15 protein-coding genes are annotated in these 18,764 nt (G+C 36.2%); 9 read left to right on the plus strand and 6 right to left on the minus strand.

What is annotated here, in order from left to right; translation table 11 throughout:
* Positions 1-392 precede the first annotated feature (392 nt).
* From PEDSA_RS01545 to PEDSA_RS01580, 8 genes are all read left to right on the plus strand, one after another.
* Positions 393-3,629 (plus strand): SusC/RagA family TonB-linked outer membrane protein, encoded by a 3,237-nt coding sequence (locus tag PEDSA_RS01545; RefSeq protein ID WP_148233482.1) that lies wholly within the window; start codon positions 393-395, stop codon positions 3,627-3,629.
* Positions 3,630-3,641: 12 nt separating this feature from the next.
* Positions 3,642-5,441, plus strand: coding sequence for a RagB/SusD family nutrient uptake outer membrane protein (locus tag PEDSA_RS01550; RefSeq protein ID WP_013631392.1), 1,800 nt, complete (start codon positions 3,642-3,644; stop codon positions 5,439-5,441).
* Between the two features lie 56 nt (positions 5,442-5,497).
* Positions 5,498-7,117 (plus strand): DUF5123 domain-containing protein, encoded by a 1,620-nt coding sequence (locus PEDSA_RS01555; protein ID WP_013631393.1) that lies wholly within the window; start codon positions 5,498-5,500, stop codon positions 7,115-7,117.
* Between the two features lie 261 nt (positions 7,118-7,378).
* The gene (locus PEDSA_RS01560) at positions 7,379-9,034 is read left to right on the plus strand and encodes a polysaccharide lyase domain-containing protein (protein ID WP_013631394.1); all 1,656 of its coding nucleotides are present in this window, start codon (positions 7,379-7,381) and stop codon (positions 9,032-9,034) included.
* Positions 9,035-9,204: 170 nt separating this feature from the next.
* A complete protein-coding gene (locus PEDSA_RS01565; protein ID WP_013631395.1) occupies positions 9,205-9,561 on the plus strand; it encodes a transposase in 357 nt (118 codons plus the stop codon).
* A 5-nt stretch (positions 9,562-9,566) separates the two neighbouring features.
* Entirely contained in the window at positions 9,567-9,998 is a 432-nt protein-coding gene (locus PEDSA_RS20040; protein ID WP_041536934.1) for a hypothetical protein, read from the plus strand.
* Between the two features lie 64 nt (positions 9,999-10,062).
* Entirely contained in the window at positions 10,063-10,416 is a 354-nt protein-coding gene (locus PEDSA_RS20045) for an integrase core domain-containing protein (RefSeq protein WP_052305749.1), read from the plus strand.
* A gap of 400 nt (positions 10,417-10,816) precedes the next feature.
* On the plus strand, positions 10,817-11,734 hold the full coding sequence (locus tag PEDSA_RS01580; protein ID WP_013631396.1) for an NAD(P)-dependent oxidoreductase: 918 nt from the start codon (positions 10,817-10,819) through the stop codon (positions 11,732-11,734).
* Between the two features lie 17 nt (positions 11,735-11,751).
* Here the strand turns inward: PEDSA_RS01580 and PEDSA_RS01585 are convergent, their stop codons facing one another.
* From PEDSA_RS01585 to PEDSA_RS01610, 6 genes are all read right to left on the minus strand, one after another.
* Complete coding sequence (locus tag PEDSA_RS01585) at positions 11,752-11,991, minus strand: Txe/YoeB family addiction module toxin (RefSeq protein ID WP_013631397.1); 240 nt, start codon at positions 11,989-11,991, stop codon at positions 11,752-11,754.
* A gap of 25 nt (positions 11,992-12,016) precedes the next feature.
* The gene (locus PEDSA_RS01590; RefSeq protein ID WP_245546799.1) at positions 12,017-12,301 is read right to left on the minus strand and encodes a type II toxin-antitoxin system Phd/YefM family antitoxin; all 285 of its coding nucleotides are present in this window, start codon (positions 12,299-12,301) and stop codon (positions 12,017-12,019) included.
* A 181-nt stretch (positions 12,302-12,482) separates the two neighbouring features.
* Positions 12,483-13,286, minus strand: a complete 804-nt coding sequence (locus PEDSA_RS01595; RefSeq protein WP_013631399.1) for an aspartate dehydrogenase domain-containing protein — start codon at positions 13,284-13,286, stop codon at positions 12,483-12,485.
* A 195-nt stretch (positions 13,287-13,481) separates the two neighbouring features.
* Positions 13,482-14,255 (minus strand): DUF4382 domain-containing protein, encoded by a 774-nt coding sequence (locus tag PEDSA_RS01600; protein WP_013631400.1) that lies wholly within the window; start codon positions 14,253-14,255, stop codon positions 13,482-13,484.
* Between the two features lie 322 nt (positions 14,256-14,577).
* A complete protein-coding gene (locus tag PEDSA_RS01605; protein WP_013631401.1) occupies positions 14,578-15,006 on the minus strand; it encodes a GNAT family N-acetyltransferase in 429 nt (142 codons plus the stop codon).
* Between the two features lie 93 nt (positions 15,007-15,099).
* Positions 15,100-16,686, minus strand: coding sequence for a glycoside hydrolase family 28 protein (locus PEDSA_RS01610; RefSeq protein ID WP_013631402.1), 1,587 nt, complete (start codon positions 16,684-16,686; stop codon positions 15,100-15,102).
* Between the two features lie 382 nt (positions 16,687-17,068).
* Here PEDSA_RS01610 and PEDSA_RS01615 point away from each other — a divergent pair, with 382 nt between their 5' ends.
* Positions 17,069-18,691: a polysaccharide lyase gene (locus PEDSA_RS01615; protein WP_013631403.1), complete on the plus strand. Its 1,623-nt coding sequence runs from the start codon at positions 17,069-17,071 to the stop codon at positions 18,689-18,691.
* Positions 18,692-18,764: the final 73 nt, after the last annotated feature.

Raw genomic sequence — 18,764 nt, forward strand, 5'->3', positions numbered from 1 at the left:
TTCAATCTTAGCTTTGATTAATCCGTTATAAATATATGCGTCTCTGAAGACTTCCATAAGATGGAGTATAATAACTGAAATAGAAACCTAAATAATAATTACAGAAAGAATGCTTGAATAGATGATTGAGTTCGATAGAATAGATAATTGTGTGCCTGATAATAGGATTACTGTATATTGATACTGTTTTTATCGGATTTTATTCAGTATAGTTTAAAGATAGTTAGTTCTGAATAATATTATACAATCTATTGATAATATTGTATAAGTAGCAACACTAATAGTCTACTATCTTAGGATTCTTCAAGTAAACTTGAGATTAAACAATGCAAACCTGTTAGAATAAGTAATTAATATATAGATCATTATAAACCATATCAAATCACATTAATTTGAAAAAGAGAAAAGCAATGGAATTATCTTTACAAAAGCTGCAGAGAAACAGCAGAAGGTTTAAGGTAGCGTGTGTGCCTTTAATGTTCGCTCTTGTTCTGCCAAGCGCTCAAGCTAAGGAAGCTAAAGACAAAGATTTGGCAGAGTATGGCAAAGAAGCTGCCCGTTTTATTAATGTTACGGGAACGGTTAAAGACAGCAAAGGCGAACCTTTACCAGGGGTAACTGTAACAATTAAAGGGACAAAAACATCGACTGCTACAGATATTAATGGTGTTTTTAGATTGAACCTCCCAAATGGGAATGAAACATTGGTGTTTAGCTTTTTAGGGTTTCAATCTAAGGAGGTTAAGTCTACAGGGAACTCTAATTTAAATGTTGTTTTAGAAGAGTCTACTTCGTCATTAAATGAGGTCGTGGTAGTAGGATATGGTTCGCAAAAAAAGGAAACAACTACCCATGCTATAGAAACGATCAATATGGATGCGGTAAATGATATTCCCGTAGCAAGTTTAGCAGCAGCACTAAGAGGGCAGATGGCAGGATTGTCTGTGCAAGGTGGGCAATCTCGTCCTAATGCGAATGCTTCTATTCAGATACGCCAACCTCGCCTATATTCTAAGGATGGAGGGACTCTCTCTCCATTATATGTTATTGACGATATTATTAGGACGGAAGATGAGTTTAATAATTTAGATCAGTCAGAGATCGAGAGTATTACAGTGTTGAAAGATGCTGCTGCGGCTATTTATGGAGTTAATGGTAACCAAGGGGCTATTTTAGTTAAGACAAAAAGAGGTAAAATTGGTGCTCCAATATTTTCATATAGCGGTTCGGTAGGTCTTACGGACGCAGCAATGTTGCCAAAAATGATGTCTGGTTATGATCAAGCAAGATATTTAAATACATATAATTTTACGGATGGAAAAGCCATTACAGATCAATCGATATATAGCCCAGATGAGTTGGAATATTTTAAAAATAACAACTATGATTGGCTAGATATGGCTTGGAAAACCTCAATGATTAATAGGCATACTGTGAACGCTAGTGGAGGAACGGATAAAGCAACTTATTATGCTGGAATAACCTATAATGTTCAAGATGCTAATTTGGAAAATGTATTTAAAGATAGGTGGACGTATAGAGCTAGTACAAATGTTAAAATAGGCAAGAATATTAAAGCGGACTTTTCTGTTAGTGGAAATGTAGGAACGTCAAAACAATATTGGTTAAAACAAGGAGGGGAAAGCGTAGAGAAAGATGTATTAGCTCTTTTACAAACCCCGCAATTTAATCCACCATATATTAATGGACTACCTGTTTTGCTAACATCAGGAACAAGTGCCAATACTGAAAATTTTCATTTTTTCGAAGTACAGAAGTCAGGAGATTATACTCAATCTAAAGCAACTGGTTTAAATGTAAATATGAACTTAGCCTATGATGTTCCATTTATAAAGGGGTTGACTTTAAAAGGAACTTATAGTAATAATAAGAACAATAGTTTTGGGAAACAGTATGGAACTGCGTATAACGTTTATAGATTTTCAATGTTGGGAGATCATAGACATATTTATGGTGGAGATGTAACAGGAAGTGTGCAGTTGAAAAATGGTTATATGTTACGTTTTAATCCAACGATGGATGAGGGGTATCAAATTAATGCTCAGGCGAGCTATGCCCGTTCTTTTGGTAAACATAATATATCAGCAATGGCAATGGTTGAGCAAAGAGAATCATATGCTGATGGCGTAGCTACATATATAGAGAACCCCATTTTGGGGGGAGAAGATAATATGGCATATTTTACGGGAACGTCTGTAATGCAATCCCAATCAGAGTCGGAGAACGGATATTTATCGTATGTGGGCAGATTTCAATATAATTATGAAGAAAAGTATCTGTTTGAAGCAACTTTTAGGGCCGATGCATCTACGAAATTTGCTCCGGAAAACAGATGGGGATATTTTCCTTCTTTTTCAGCAGGTTGGATTATTTCAAAAGAGAGCTTTTTTAGAGATAATGTTTCCTTTATAGATTTCCTGAAAATTAGAGGCGCTATAGGTTTTGTGGGAGCTGATAGAACTAGGCCTTTTCAATGGTATACGAGATATCGCAAACAAACTCAAAGAAGTGCAGTTTTTGGAGGAGATGCAGCAAGGGGAATCATTTTTAATCAAAATGGTATAGCTAATAGAGATGCTACTTGGGATAATGTAACTAAAACTAGTTTAGGGGTTGAGGCTAGATTCTTAAAAGATAGATTAACATTTGGTGCTGATTATTATCATGACCATAATTACAATATGTTAACTCAATTAACTTCTTCTATATCCTTGTTGGTAGGAGAGCAGTTACCTTCAGAAAATTATTCAACAATAAACACTTTTGGAACAGAGTTTAGCTTAGGATGGAGAGACAAAGTAGGTAAAGATTGGTCTTATAACATAAATACATTTTTTAATTGGTATGATGATAAACCTATAAAAATAGATCAAGCCGCTTCAAGTATTGGGACAATGTTGGATAAGACGAATAGATCTACTGATATGGGGGTGTATGGTTATAAGTATGCTGGTTTTTTTAGGACACAAGATGAAGTTGACGCATTTTTAGCGGATCATCCCGGATTTACAATTTTTGGAAGAACTCCTGCACCAGGTATGTTATACTATGAAGATATTTCTGGAGCGCGAACAGGGGGAGATTTGACACAGCCTGATGGTAAAATTGACGAGAATGACCAAACCTATTTAACAAAAAAGGAAAGCAATCATTTTGGTATTGGACTTAATTTTAATATTTCTTATAGAGCTTTAAGTTTAGGGATAACTTCAGGTATTAACTGGGGAGGGCAAAGTTATGTAGAGGGAGATGCAAGGGCCAGAGCAACATCTACTGTTAATAAGCCAGCTTTTTGGGCCGATCATTGGAGTGTTGAAACACCAAATGCTAAATATCCTAATCCATATTATTATCAACAAAATTCTGTGCTTTCTTCATTCTGGTTTAGAAATGCTACAACGATTAATATTTCAAACTTGAATTTATCATATAAACTACCAGATAAAGTGAGCAAAAAAGTAGGAGTGAATAGTACTAGGGTATATGTGGTTTCCACAAATCCATTTAACGTCTATAATCCATTTAAAGATTATAAATACTATTCAGGATCCTTTAATGTGTATCCTGTTGTAAGAACAGTATCATTCGGTTTAAATATTGGATTTTAACAGTTGAAAGAGATGAAATTTACTAAAAACATAGTCTTAGGAACGATACTTATAATGGCAATGATTGGAATGTCAAGTTGTCAGAAAGTTCTTGATAAGAAAGATTTAACAAGTATTGATGGCGAACTGATTTTTAAGGATTCGACGTTGGCTTTTTTGAATTTAAGCTTTATATATGATAATAATTTACCTGCGTGGTTTGGTAATACAGGAGGTACTATAAATTATAATGGCACATGGACAGATGAAGCTCAAGGATCTAATATTTTGTTGCAAGGAACGGTAGTGGAAACCTCTATAGGTGATTTTGGTACGGGTTTGAGTACTTCTAACAATTGGGCGAAAATTAGGAAAATAAACGAATTTATAAGAGATGTTAAGGCCGGATCCATGCCCGAGAATGTGAAGAATAAAATGCTCGGAGAAGCACTTTTCTTAAGAGCGTTTAGGTATTTTGATTTAGTGCGCTTATATGGAGGAGTTCCTTTAGTTTTAGAGCCTATGAATCCAATAGGTTCTAATAAAGAAAACAATTTCTTACCTAGAAATACTACATCTGAGTGTTTTACACAAATGATTGCTGATTTGGATTTTGCAATTGAAAATTGTCCTGGTCGTTGGCCAAATGCAGACTGGGGCCGTATTACAAAAGGGGCAGCTGCTGCATTTAAGGGACGAATTTTACTGTTTTACGCTAGCCCTCAATTCAATCCTAACAATTTACAGGAAAGATGGCAAGCTGCTTATGACGCTAATCTAGTAGCAAAGCAGTTATTGGATGCTAATGGATTTGGTTTAAATGCTTCTTACGATCAATTATGGTTCTCTGAAGTAAATAATCCAGAAGCAGTGTTTGTTACAGGATATAATACAAAGACAGGGAACGATGAGAAAAAGAATAACACATATGATCAACAAACTAGGCCTGTGTATTTAAGTAGTAGCGGCGGTGGCTCCAATGCACCAACTTGGGATATGGTTCAATCTTATCCTATGAAAGATGGTAAAAAAATAAATGAGGTTGGAGCCTATACTTATGATGTGAAAACTTTTTATAAAAATAGAGATCCTCGCTTTGATAAAACTATTGCTTATAATGGTTGTGCATGGCCTATAAATGGTAATGCCAGTTACAGACTTTGGACTTATTACACATCTAAATCAAACGGTGATATTGATAAAACAATAGAACCTAACGCCTCAAATACGGGTTTCTATTTGAGAAAAGCAGTAAACCCGAATACGCAATTAAACGATTTAGCATTCTCTGGCACTGATTGGATTGAAATAAGATATGCAGAAGTATTATTAAATTTAGCAGAAGCAGCATGTGGAGTAAATAAAAACTTGGAATCAGTAGAGTTATTGAAGGCAATTAGAAAAAGAGCTGGAATTGATGCTGGATCCAATAATCGATATGGTCTAAATACTAATTTAGATACAGATCGGTCTGCTCTGTTCGAAGCCGTGCTTTATGAAAGAAAGATAGAATTGGCTTTCGAAGGTAAACGTTTTTGGGATTTAAGGCGATGGAAACTTTTTGAGTCCGCTTTAAATGGAACAAGAAGAAAAGGAGTAAGAATCCAATTAGCTTATAATACTCCAACTTCTGTTACGTCAGATATCAATAGTCAAAATTTAGATAATTTGTATACAAACTATTTTACTGTAACAGAATGGGTGAAAGATGGCTTTGATATCAATCATAAACCAGAGTATTACTTCTTTGCGATTCCAAGTAATGCAATACAAAATAATAATAAGTTAAAACAAAATAATACTTGGGGAGGAGATTTCAATCCCTTAAACTAATGTCAAAATAAAGGAAAGTATGATACATACTTTCCTTTAATAAAAACGATATAAATATGAAAACAAAACTGTTTACATACTCGGCGCCTTTAATTCTATTTTTTGCATTAATTTTTTCTTCATGTAAAAAGGCGTTAGGTCCAGATATGCTTTATGCAGTCCCAACGCCTGTAATTTCAAATATAGCGACGAAAGAAGCGGATTTGGAAGTGGCGTGGGAATATTCTGATGACTCAAACATTTCTAAATTTGTAGTTCAGCTGTCTTATGATAAAAATTTTGCCGCTGTCGCAAAATCAGATTCAATCGGTGCAACAGAAAGAGGTTATTTGTTTAAGAATGTTAATTTAGTTACTGAATATTATGTCCGTGTTAAGGCTGTGGCAAAAAATATTGTACTTACATCAGATTTTTCTAGTAAATCTTTGCAATTAGAAAGTATTTTTAAGCCATTAGTGAGGGCAGATGTGAAAGCTACCAATGTTACTTTAAAATGGGATAATCCTGTATCAGGTAGTGTCAACAATATTGTTTTGATTCCATTAAATGGCAGCCCTTTAGCACCTTTTCAATTATCTACAACAGATAAAGCTAATAAGACAGTTACTATAACAGGTCTAAGTGCTGCTACGGTTTATACGGCGTTAATAAATGAGAATGATAACAGAAAAGGAGTGATATCATTCACAACAAGAGATATCAATGAAAGAATTACTATAAACTCTAGCCCAATAGTATATGAAACACTCCAGGATGCTGTTGATGCCGCTAATTCTGGAGATGTAATTAATTTCGGAGGAGCTGTATATGATTTTTCTGGAGCAGATTTAGAAACGGTAAGAATAACAAATAAATCTTTGACATTAAAGCCGGAAGTAGGGAGTACCGTTACACCGACGATTACATTAAAGAATTTTTGGTTAAAAGGTAATATTTCTTCATTCGCTATTTCTGGATTAAAGATTATTTCCACGAGTAAAGCTAATACTGCAACCAATACTGACTATAATAAACATATAATAGGAGTTTCTTATGTAAATTCAACAATAACCGTTACTATTGAGAATTCCGATTTGTCAGGTGCAGAATCTGGATTGATTTTTACCCAAACCTCTACTGCTGGAAATCTACCGGAAGGTGCTTTGTCTCCCGGAATTCATCATCTTATAATTAGAAATTCCTTATTTCATGATTTTGGTAATGCAGGAGGAGATTTTATAGATTATCGCTCGGGAACTATAGGCAATATTCTCTTGGAGAATAGTAGTTTTTGGAAGTTAGCGAGAGCTTTTTTTAGAACAGATAATACCGCATCTGCTCTTGGTGGATCGAAGGTTATTATTAACAAAAACACTTTTAATAGTATCTGTAATGGAGGGGCATTTTTGAGGACTCAGGCACCAGGAGTTGATGTAACCCTTTCCAATAATATTATAAGTAACAAGACAAGTAATAATAATAATTCAATCTCAGGTACTGGAGCTGTAGTTAAGGCAAACAATAATAACACTTTTGGCACAAATTCAGGAAACTTTACTAACTCAATTTCTACAGCAAATAATGTAGGGAATACCAGTTTAGATCCACAATATGTTGATCCAAATAATGGTATTTTTACAGTAGGTAATCCCACTGTAAAAGCTGCTCAGCAGGGAGATCCACGCTGGTTGCAATAAACGTATTTATCATTATTTTTATAGGAAACAAAGAAGTTATAAAAAAGATAGCGAAGGCTAGTAAAATAAAAATATATATAGAAATCTACAAAACCAATCTGAATTTCAGATTGGTTTTTCTAGTTTTATAATAAAGCTAACATCCTACAACACCTGGTAAAAATTATATAGCAAGCAATAGCCATATGTGATTAAATTTGATTTAATCATATTATTCTTTCCTTGATAGAGAAAAATATATTATCCTAAAATATACAATAGATGAAGAAGAAATCGTTGCCATATGCTTTGGCTACAATGTTTTTATTAGTTGGAGGAGTTGCTCAGGCTCAGTATCCAAAAATTCCGGCAGACGTTCAGCAGAAATCTAAAGCAATGATGGACGAAGCTCGTAAAAGCTCTGATTTAGCCTGGGAAAAAGCTAAAGTAATCATTGAAAAAGAAGCAAAAGAAAATAACCGACCATTTATTCCATGGGCGGGAAGACCCACAGATCTTCCTCAGGCAGAAATTCCAGCTTTTCCGGGTGCAGAAGGTGGCGGTGCTTATTCTTTTGGCGGTCGTGGGGGAAAGGTTTATGTTGTAACCAATCTTAACGATAGTGGAGAAGGTTCTTTGCGTTGGGCTTGTGAGCAAGGCGGAGCCAGAATCATTGTATTTAATGTAGCAGGTATTATCAGGTTAAAAACACCACTTATCATAAGAGCCCCATATGTTACTATTGCGGGACAAACGGCTCCGGGCGATGGTGTTTGTGTCGCAGGTGAATCAGTATGGATTGATACCCATGACGTAGTCATTCGTTACATGCGTTTCAGACGTGGTGAAACTTACGTAGGAAGAAGAGATGATGCTATTGGCGGAAACCCGGTAGGAAATATCATGATCGACCATGTTTCTGCAAGCTGGGGTTTGGACGAAAACATGTCGATGTATCGCCATATGTATAATGACAGTACAGGGAAGCAGGAAGTTAAATTGGGTACAGTAAATATCACGATTCAGAATTCTATATTCTCTGAAGCTTTAGATACATGGAACCACGCATTTGGAAGTACTTTAGGAGGTGAAAATTGTACATTTATGCGTAACCTTTGGGCAAATAATGCAGCAAGAAACCCGTCTATTGGTTGGAATGGGATTTTCAATTTTACCAATAATGTGATTTTCAACTGGGTCCACAGATCTATAGATGGAGGAGATTATACAGCACAGTACAATATTATCAATAACTATTTTAAACCGGGGCCAGCAACCCCGGTAAACCAACCTATAAGTTACCGTATTTTAAAACCAGAGTCCGGTAGAAGTAAATTGGATTATATGGTTTTTGGAAGAGCTTACGTAGAAGGAAATATCGTAGAAGGTTATGATAAGGTAACCAAGAACAATTGGGACGGTGGTGTACAGTTTTACGATAAAAAAGGAAACTTAACCCAGGGTGCAGAATACAAAGATTTTATGATGAAATCTAAAGTAAGCAAACCACTGCCTATGCCGGTAATTTCTATTATTCCAACAGAAAAAGCTTACAGCTATGTTTTGTCAAATGCGGGTGCAACTTTACCCAAAAGAGATCCGGTTGATACCAGAATTGTGGAAACTGTAAAAACAGGAAAAGTGAATCCTTTAAAAGGTGTTGTAGCTCCAACCAGTCAATTCGAACACAGGAGACTTCCATTAGATTCTTACAAACTAGGTATTATCACCGATATATCTCAAGTGGGGGGGTATCCGGAGTATAAAGGACAACCTTACAAAGATTCAGACAATGACGGTATGCCAGACGAGTACGAGAAGAAAATGAAATTAAACCCAAATGATCCGTCCGATGCATCAAAGATTACAAAATCAGGTTATTCAAATATTGAAGTTTATTTGAATAGCGTAGTGAATGAAGCAAACGTTAAACCATAATATATTATCTTTTTAAATTAAGCCGGGAGCATTGTTCCCGGCTTTTTTGTTTTAGAACAGTATCTCCTGTAATACAGATAGGTGTTTGGTTCGGGATGTATAGCTTAATAACAGTGTCCGTTCCTAAATCCACTTTACAAGTTTGGACAAAATCCTAACTTTAAAGAACAATGGAAAAACCAAGAAAAGGAAAGAGCAAAGGTCGTACTCCTTTATTCGAAGACAGTTTTAAAATTGCAGTTGCCCGAGAATATATTTTGGGTGACTATAGCGCCAGTCAGGTTGGCAAGAAATACAATTTAAATTCAGACAATGTATTTTACTTTGTAAAGTGGTACAATAAGCATCATCCTGACCCAGCCCCAGAGACAAGTTCTCCTGCGGAATTAACGCCCTCAAACACCGCTAAGCTTGAAGAGGAATTAGCGTTGGCAAAACTTAAGATCACCGCATTAGAAATGCTCATTCGTAATGCCGAACGGGAAATGGGGGTAGATATTGTAAAAAAGCCTGGTACCAAACAGTAGGACAAATGAAAGAAATATATCATGAAATTTCCCTAACAACAATTTGTGCTTTGTTTGGTAAAAGTCGTCAAGGTTGGTATCAGCTAGCTGAAAATAAGGGACAGAAACAACTACAAAGAACTTTAGTGATAGAACAGGTTCGACAAATAAAAAGTGAATTGCCCCACATCGGCGGCCTTAAGATGCACTCCATGCTGCAAAAATTCCTATCTGCTCATCAGATTTCGATGGGAAGAGATGCTTTTTTCTGCTTATTAAAGGAAAATAATTTGCTGGTTAAGCCCCGGAGATTATATGCCAGAACGACCAATTCCTTTCATCATTTTAAGAAATGGCCGGATCTGGTGCAAAGACGTAAAGCTATAATGGCAGAAGAAATATGGGTGAGCGATATTACCTATTTAAAAACAAAAAAGGTTTTATCTATCTTAGTTTGATTACAGATGCTTATTCAAGAAAAATTGTAGGTTATAACTTAAGTCGAAACTTAAAAGCAGAAGGATGCATAAAAGCATTTCAGATGGCGTTAAAATCAAGATTATACCCAAAAGACCTCTTATTCATCACTCTGACAGGGGAATTCAATACTGCTGTGACGATTATGTCCAATTATTGATCAGCCAAAATGTACAAATTAGCATGACGCAAAATGGAAGCCCTTATGATAATGCTATCGCAGAGCGGGTGAATGGTATTTTAAAACAAGAATTTAATCTATACCAATCTTTTGACTCATACCAAAAAGCTAAAGATGCAGTAGAAAACGCAATTATCAGTTATAACCAGATCAGACCCCACTTCTCTTGCCAGCTTCAAACACCACAAGCAAAACATGCATCAAGTAATGCATGGTAAAGTGAAATCAGGAAAATAAAATTTAGTGTAAAGTAATATCGGGAAAATAATATAAATTGTAAACCAAAATTAGTAATTACCGTCCAAATTTGTCAAGTAAATCTAGTATAGGACACAGTAATTAAATACAGGACAAACAAGGATTGAACTCGGGCAAAATAGGGATATTTTCCCTGTTTTATCCGAGTTTAATCCGAGTTTATATTGAATCAGGTTCGAGCTAGTGCCGGATTTGTGGTAGTTATTGTCGAGTTTTCGGTACCTAAGATTGTCTGTGCTTGAGCACAGCATTGTCAAAATAAGATAGGAAGCGTTGTTTTGAGCAGTACGGTTTGCTTTTTCCTAAAAGTTTTGCTATCATCACATCCTTACACATATCAATAAAATAGAAAGAGAGACTATGTTTAAGAAACTTGTAGCCGTAGAGCCTTTAAATTTAATTCCTTCTGCGGAGAAGGCCTTGTTTGATTATGCCCAGGAAGTAGTGATGTATGATGATATGCCAGGGTCTGTGGAAGAGATGGCTAAAAGGATTGGAGATGCGGATGCCGTTCTGATAAGCTACACTTCCAGATTAGGAAAGGACGCATTGGAGCAATGTCCCAATGTTAAATATATTGGAATGTGCTGTTCTTTATATACGCCAGAAAGTGCAAACGTTGATATTTTGTATGCTAATTCGAGAGGGATTACAGTACTGGGTGTTAGGGATTACGGGGATGAAGGTGTAGTAGAGTACGTGATAAGCGAATTGGTTCGTTGTTTACACGGATTTGGAACCAGAAATGACGGTACACCTCGTGAACCATGGGATGGTGTACCAAGAGAGATTACAGGTATTAAAGTTGGGATTGTTGGATTAGGGGTGTCAGGAGGGATGATTGCTGATGCATTGAAGTTTTTAGGTGCAGAAATCTCTTATTTCGCTCGCTCGGAAAAAGAGACTGCTAAACAAAAAGGTTATAAATTTTTACCATTAAAACAGTTGTTGAAGGAAAGTGAAGTGATATTAAACTGTTTAAACAGAAATACCGTATTGCTTCACGAAGAGGAATTTGAAGCAATGGGAGATAGAAAAATCATGTTCAATACCGGGCTTTCACCGGCATGGGATGAAGAGCCTTTTGCAAAATGGATCGATCGGGATAATGTTTTATATTGCGATACTTTAATTGCTTTGGGAAATGAGAAATTCATTAACCATCCTAACGTAAATTATATGGGCGTATCGGTAGGCCGCACTCGTCAGGCCTTTGACCGTCTGAGTGAAAAAGTATTGGCAAATATTGAGACTTATATGAGATCTCAACAGAACTAATGGCTTGCTATAAAAGATTAGCCATAATGAAATCTGCATTTTGCAATAAGAATTACATGATCCTGATATTTATAAATTAATCGGTGCTCTTCATCGATTCTTCTCGACCAGAACCCGGAATATTTATGTTTCAGGGGTTCTGGTTTTCCAAGACCCTCAAATGGAGTTCTGGAAATGTCCTTCAATAAATCGTTTACCCGTTTAAGTTTTTTCTTGTCGGTTTTTTTGCCAATACAAATAATCTTCCCAGGACTCATCTACAAAAACGTATTTCATTTTCTTTTAATCTTCGATTAAATCTTTGGTAAATGATTTTTCGTTTTTAAGTTTTTCAATTGCAGAATCTAACCTCATTTCGTTTTTACGGGAAGATAATTCGTGGTTTGTCGCCATTAACGAATTGTATTCCTCAAGGGACATCACTACTATTCCCGAATCCTTTCCTCGATTAATGATCAGGGGCTCGAAATTCTTAGCCACTTTGTCCAAATAGGATTTGATGTCTTTCCTAAAATCAGATACGTTGGTAATTAAGATGATTTTGTATTTTTTTATGTACAAATACATGTACATAATTTGTGTTTGGCAATTATTTGATAGTAAGGATATTTTATTTTGGACGGGAATGTATTCTCCTGGTGAAATGGTTAATAGAGGATGTCTAAAAAGAGCTAACGCTGTCACACTGATGGTTCGAGAGCCTCAGCCCGACAGATAAATTTCTCTTCTTAGACATCTTCATAGAATATTAAAAAACGATAGGAGAAACGATATTTCTAAGCGTATTAACAACGCTCCATCCTGCTATTTGTGCAGTTGAGCTGTAAACATCAATTACGGCGTGTACTTGTTCGTTCTTAACTTCTATACGGTGGTTATCGCCAATGTATCCAGGTGTTGAAGTTACAGAAACCTTCATTTTTTCTGGGCCAACAGAAGCTAAAGAAGCTGCCACAGATACGTTGACACTGTTAGGAAATAAAGCTATTGCTTCTTTCGCGTTCCCTTCAAATACTTTTCTTTTTTCCGTTTGTAGAGATTCATCGTATACCGAGTATCTTTTTAAAGAATTCGGCCCTTTTTCTGTATCAAAGGTTGCTGTGCAATTGCCCATTAATGCTGCGGTACGCATTACATCGAATCCTCCAATAGCTCCGGATACCAAATGTACACGGGCATTGTTAGCTAAAGCTGTTCTTTTTACTTCTTCATAGAATTCTTCGTCGGCAAAGGCTCCAATTGATAATGTTACGATAGAAGAGCCGTTTTTTAAAGCTGGTAAAGCTAAAGTTCTCATAGAGTCCGGAGATGCAGCTTCGATAATATAGTTTGCTTCGCTGGCTAACAATTCTTCCAGAGAGTTGCATGCTTTACAAGGTGAATCTTTTTGGGATTCATTGTTAACCTTGTTGGCTATGTTCTGTGCTTTTTCTATGCTTCTGGAATAGGTCGCAATAAGTTGATATTCTGGTAATAAGTTCGCATTTAACGCATCGGCAATTATTGAGGCAAGTTTACCACAGCCTACAATAGCAAGTGTCTTTCTTTCCATATGGCGCCAACATAAGCTTTTTTATATTGAATCCATAATTTTGGTGTAATCAGGTATTGGAATGTTACCAAAAGATGAGATTGCTCTAAATATAACTGTATGAACTCTTTAATATTTGGCTTAGGAGTTTTAGAATCATTTCAAAGAACCTTAGAAATTATCCAAGGCCTTTGAAATGATTTTATTAAAAGAGTATTATGGTGTTAATGTAATAACGCCTAAATCTGTGATGTTGCCTTTTGTTACGGATATACCCTCCATTACTTTTGTTGCAAATCCTGTAGTGGTAGGCTGAACCACAACTTTATAAGTCCCCTCCGGTATTCCTGGGATGTAAAAATCGCCGGTTAAAGTAGTTTGTGTACCAATAGTGTCAAGATTGGCATCAATAGCCAAGACTTGTGGAAAAGATTCTATTGGAGATACCTTTCCTCTGATTGTTCCCGATACTGAAACTGGAATAGCTCTTATTACTGGTTTCAGCATATACTTCCCATTTCCGGTTTGGTGTATAGATTTAGCGGCATCAAAATCTAAAAGTAAAGTGTAAGCCACGTCTGGTATAAGCTCTTCATTTACCTTTATTTTTATCCCTGATGATTGACCACTAGGTGTAGTTAACGGGTATTTAACGCCTTTAATGATCACTGCATTTCCTTCATCATGAAGTTTTAACCTTATTTCCTGTAATTTTCCGGAAGGAACAAAATCGCTGGCTAAAACAGTATCTCTTCCCATTCGGTATCTAAGTATATCGAAAGGAAGTGCATCGATTGCGATAATCTCTTTACCCGAAGAAGTCTTAATCTCTACTTCTTTAATGTTTAAAAGTATGGCATCGTAATAAGCCGGTGCATCGGTGATTTTTAAAGTTACTGGCGTTTTACCAGTGCTTGCACTGTTCTCATCTTTACAGCTAAATAATAATCCCGATAGAGAAAGCAAACCTATAAATGCAATTTTTTTCATTTTCATAAGATTTTTGTTTGTAATAGGTTCCTATTCTCCAATTTGCATGCCAGTATAGTTCTTTTTGATTTTAGGGGTGGATGGGTTTTTAAGGACTTGTTTTATTTTTTTGATATTTATTTCTGTCCAAAATGAGGGATGGTTAATTATCAGTTTTGTATAATAATTTCACAATTCGGAAGGTGTAAATTGATAAATTATGGGAGCGTGGGGTGACTAGATTTTGAGCCCTATAAATAACAGGAGTGGGATAACTACCCCGTCATATTAATCATGTTAATAACGGGATAGTTAATGATGTTTTTAAAACATGCTCTTTGACTTAGCCAACTCGTTTGTAGTTATATACACTACTGTTTTTGTTGGTAAAGCCTAAACTCTCGTAAAGATTAATAGCAGCTTGTCGATGTGCCTCTGTGAATAAAAGTATTTCGTTAAGTTCTTTCTGATCGGCTACTTCTAAAAGCTTCTCGATCAGTTTCCTTCCGATACCTTTACCTCTCGCATTTTCATCAACTACAACATCTTCGACCCATCCTTTATAACCAGAAATAGTTCTATAGGTAACCAGGGAAGCAATTCCTAATATTTCGGAATCTTCAATGCAGGCTGCGATTGCTAAATTTTCTTCGTCAAGTAGAGCGGATAGTTTCTGTTGTTTTCTCTGTGGAGAGAGTTGTTTGAACAACGAGGAGATCCGCTCGCTGACGACCTCATTTAAATCGTCTTTTGTTAGAATTTTAATTGTCATTTAAAGTGATTTGGTAGGCACGAAGAAACGAACTTTTAATTTTTTATGCCAATTTTTTACAATTTAAACGCCAATTCTTTTAATTCAGACAGCTTATTTTTCTTGTCTTGTTTTAAAGAATTCTATGTTTTTCGTCTTTGTGCCCGAAAACTCTTTAATAATTTCACCTTGTGGGGTACGGAATATAACTTTATCAAATTTCAGATGATTTACGTCTAAAAGTTTAATGATATTCTCTTCGGATGTAATGGTAGTGTTCTTTATTGTTATGTTCCCAGCATCCTGAGCTGTAAATAGCCTTTTACTTTTTATCACTGCATTTTCTAACCTGAAGTTCTGCATAGGTGTTTCTGGTATGCCTTCTATTCTAACAAAAGCTTTTGCGTTTTCTACTATAATGTCCTTAGCTGATGTGTTTTTAAAGCTTGGGGTTAAGCTATTTATAGGCAAAGCAGGTAATCTTTCGGCGAGTTTTCCAACATGCATTGGGGAGCCTAACATATCCCAACGGAAAGCTTCGTCACGTAAATTCATACGAATACGTTCGTAGTAATAGTTTGCTCCGCCGCCACCTCTTGGCCTACGTGTTTTAAAACGAATGCCAACTCCCGTATCATCAAATACCGTATCGTGGACATATAAGTTATTGATTTTTGCTGCTGTTTCGCTCCCAACGGTAATTCCACCATGTCCTTCTTTTGCCAGACAAAAACGTACAACAACATTTTCCGTAGGTTTATTAACACGTAATCCGTCTTCTCCTCTTCCTGCTTTCATGGTAAAACAGTCATCGCCGCAACTTAGTGTGCAATATTCTATCAAAACATTTTTGGATGATTCGATATCAATACCATCGCCCCGTGGTATTCCAACGGAATTTACGGTGATCCCCCTGATAATGACATTTTCGCAATATATCGGGACAACATTCCAGAAAGGTGTTCTTTCCAGTGATATTCCTTCTATTAAGATATTTTTGCAATTGATAGGAGAAATGAACATCGGCAGAAAGATAAATTCGTCATTATGTCCTTCGTACACTCTTTCGGAAACAGGTTTATCAAGCGGAACCACATCTTCTATGACACCTACATTCATGAACCTTTTCCTTAGCGGAGAGTCTAACGGTGGGCCAATTAGTTTTCCTTTTCCTGTTACTGCAATATTTTCCTGTCCGTTTGCATATATACATGCACCTAATGACATTAATTCGATGCCTTCGTTTCTGGTAAATACGGCGGGAAGATAGTTTTTGATTTCACCACTGAAGTGAAGTTCTGCGCCTTCTTCCAGGTGAAGATTGACAAAACTTTTGAGACTTATTCTACCGGTTAACCACTTTCCTCTGGGGATAATTACTGTTCCTCCTCCCTGTTGGTTTATATCGTCAATGGCTTTTTGAATAATTGCCGTAATTAGAACGTCTTCTTTAATATCTCGCTCCAGAATATTAATGCTTCTGTTTTGGAATGCCGGCTTTTTCAATTGTGGCATTGGAAATGGTGCTTTTATAGGTGCAATATCCTCGGGTAGGGCATGGGCGCCAACCTGTGCAGCTGTAGGAATCTTTGCTGGTTTATTTTGGTTACCAGTTTTGAGACTTGCACAATTTATAAATAAGGTTAAAAAGCCAATAGCTGCAATGGGGTAGAAAATCTGTCTATGAGGTTTTAAAATCATTATTCTTCAGTGGTTAAAATAAATGTAATGCCATTTTGATGTATTATATAGTCCAATTTTATCTATAAGTTTTGCCCGTCGCACATATTTCGAGAGCCTCAATGTGATCCGTGTAGTGTCAGGATGAGGTTCTTGAAACCTGTTTAGGGGGAATTGAGCTTTATTTTTTTATACTATTTTATTTGTCAACATGATGTGATTTGTAATTTTTAACGCTTATCTGTGTGTTTTAAACAAAATAATAAAACAATAATGTTAAAAGCAGAGGATTGATAATATTTTATAATACATTAAGAATATGATACAATAAAAAATCTGGATAGCTGCCTATATTTGAATATATACAATACCGGTTTATATATTACCCTAAATAAACTATTAAATGAAGCGAATTTGTTGTACGATACTTTCATTAACTGCTGTGCTCGCAGCACATGCTCAGTATCCGGTTATACCCCCAGCAGTTCAGGCGAAATCAGACTCTTTAATGAGAATAGAAGAGGCTAAATCTGAAAAGGCGTGGGAGAAAGCATTGGTTAAGGTTAAAGAAGAGGAGAAAAAGGGCAAGCCTTATATTCCATGGGCTGCAGAACCCAAAGATCTTCCTCAGGCAAAAATTCCTGCCTTCCCTGGAGCAGAAGGTGGCGGTGCTTATTCTTTTGGTGGCCGTGGAGGAAAGGTTTATGTGGTGACCAATCTAAATGATAGTGGCGAGGGGTCTTTACGTTGGGCTTGTGAGCAAGGTGGTGCTAGAATAGTAGTATTTAATGTGGCAGGTATTATCCATCTGAAATCGCCAATTACTATAAGAGCACCATATATAACTATAGCCGGTCAGACAGCGCCTGGAGATGGTGTTTGTATTGCGGGAGAATCGTTTTTGATAGATACTCATGATGTGGTGGTTAGATTTATGCGTTTTAGAAGAGGAGCGACTGATGTTACAAGAAGAGATGATGCTTTAGGAGGGAACGGAGTAGGTAATATTATTATTGACCATGTTTCTGCAAGTTGGGGTTTAGACGAAAATATGTCTATGTACAGACATGTTTATGATAGAGATGGAAAGAATCTGAAATTACCTACAGTTAATATTACTATTCAAAACTCTATATTCTCAGAAGCTTTAGATACTTATAATCATTCTTTTGGAAGTACAATTGGCGGTTTAAATAGCACTTTTATGCGTAATCTTTGGGCTTCCAATATTAGTCGTAGTCCATCGGTAGGTATGTACGGCGATTTTGGATTTGTTAATAACGTGGTTTGGAACTGGTGGAATAGAACTGCTGACGGTGGCGATCACCGTTCTGAATATAATTTTATCAATAACTATTATAAACCAGGGCCTATTACGCCGATAGATAAGCCTATCGCGTATAGAATACTCAAACCAGAGTCAGGAAGAGATAAAGAGAATAAGAATAACTTTGGAAAGGCTTATGTTAATGGAAATATTGTAGACGGATTTCCAAAAATAACTAAAAATAATTGGGATGGCGGAGTACAGTTGGAAGGTGTTGATAATCAGGATGAAGTTTTAGCAAAGATTAAGGTAAACAAGCCTTTTAAACTTTCTGCTTTTGGTAAAATCATGACAGCCCAGCAATCTTATGATTATGTATTGGCTAATGTAGGTGCTATACTTCCCAAAAGAGATGCTGTGGACGAAAGAATTGTGAAACAGGTGAGAACTGGTCAGGTGTTTTATACCGAAGCTAAAGAACCTGTAGCACCATCGCCATATATTAAGCGAAGATTGCATGCAGATTCTTATAAACAAGGAATTATAACAGATGTAAGTCAGGTAGGAGGTTATCCTGAATACAAAGGAACTCCTTATAAAGATTCTGATAATGACGGTATGCCTGATGAATATGAAATCAGGAAAGGACTGAACCCGAATGACCCGGCAGATGCTTCTTACATAACCAAATCTGGTTATTCTAATATAGAAGAATATCTTAACAGTGTGGTTCCTGTTAAGGTAGTGAAACCTTATTGATCCCCAAAATAAGGTTGGTTTATTAATTGGTTTAAGGAGATTATTGTTCAATAATCTCCTTTTTTGTTTCTTA

The sequence above is a fragment of the Pseudopedobacter saltans DSM 12145 genome, from assembly GCF_000190735.1.
GTDB lineage: Bacteria > Bacteroidota > Bacteroidia > Sphingobacteriales > Sphingobacteriaceae > Pseudopedobacter > Pseudopedobacter saltans.

Bases quoted from the DNA above. Each gene is read 5' to 3' on its own strand.
- PEDSA_RS01550 (WP_013631392.1), top strand. From the start codon at position 3,642: ATGAAATTTACTAAAAACATAGTCTTAGGAACGATACTTATAATGGCA.
- PEDSA_RS01555 (WP_013631393.1), top strand. From the start codon at position 5,498: ATGAAAACAAAACTGTTTACATACTCGGCGCCTTTAATTCTATTTTTT.
- PEDSA_RS01560 (WP_013631394.1), top strand. From the start codon at position 7,379: ATGAAGAAGAAATCGTTGCCATATGCTTTGGCTACAATGTTTTTATTA.
- PEDSA_RS01565 (WP_013631395.1), top strand. From the start codon at position 9,205: ATGGAAAAACCAAGAAAAGGAAAGAGCAAAGGTCGTACTCCTTTATTC.
- PEDSA_RS20040 (WP_041536934.1), top strand. From the start codon at position 9,567: ATGAAAGAAATATATCATGAAATTTCCCTAACAACAATTTGTGCTTTG.
- PEDSA_RS20045 (WP_052305749.1), top strand. From the start codon at position 10,063: ATGCATAAAAGCATTTCAGATGGCGTTAAAATCAAGATTATACCCAAA.
- PEDSA_RS01580 (WP_013631396.1), top strand. From the start codon at position 10,817: ATGTTTAAGAAACTTGTAGCCGTAGAGCCTTTAAATTTAATTCCTTCT.
- PEDSA_RS01585 (WP_013631397.1), bottom strand. From the start codon at position 11,991: ATGAGTCCTGGGAAGATTATTTGTATTGGCAAAAAAACCGACAAGAAA.
- PEDSA_RS01590 (WP_245546799.1), bottom strand. From the start codon at position 12,301: ATGTATTTGTACATAAAAAAATACAAAATCATCTTAATTACCAACGTA.
- PEDSA_RS01595 (WP_013631399.1), bottom strand. From the start codon at position 13,286: ATGGAAAGAAAGACACTTGCTATTGTAGGCTGTGGTAAACTTGCCTCA.
- PEDSA_RS01600 (WP_013631400.1), bottom strand. From the start codon at position 14,255: ATGAAAAAAATTGCATTTATAGGTTTGCTTTCTCTATCGGGATTATTA.
- PEDSA_RS01605 (WP_013631401.1), bottom strand. From the start codon at position 15,006: ATGACAATTAAAATTCTAACAAAAGACGATTTAAATGAGGTCGTCAGC.
- PEDSA_RS01610 (WP_013631402.1), bottom strand. From the start codon at position 16,686: ATGATTTTAAAACCTCATAGACAGATTTTCTACCCCATTGCAGCTATT.
- PEDSA_RS01615 (WP_013631403.1), top strand. From the start codon at position 17,069: ATGAAGCGAATTTGTTGTACGATACTTTCATTAACTGCTGTGCTCGCA.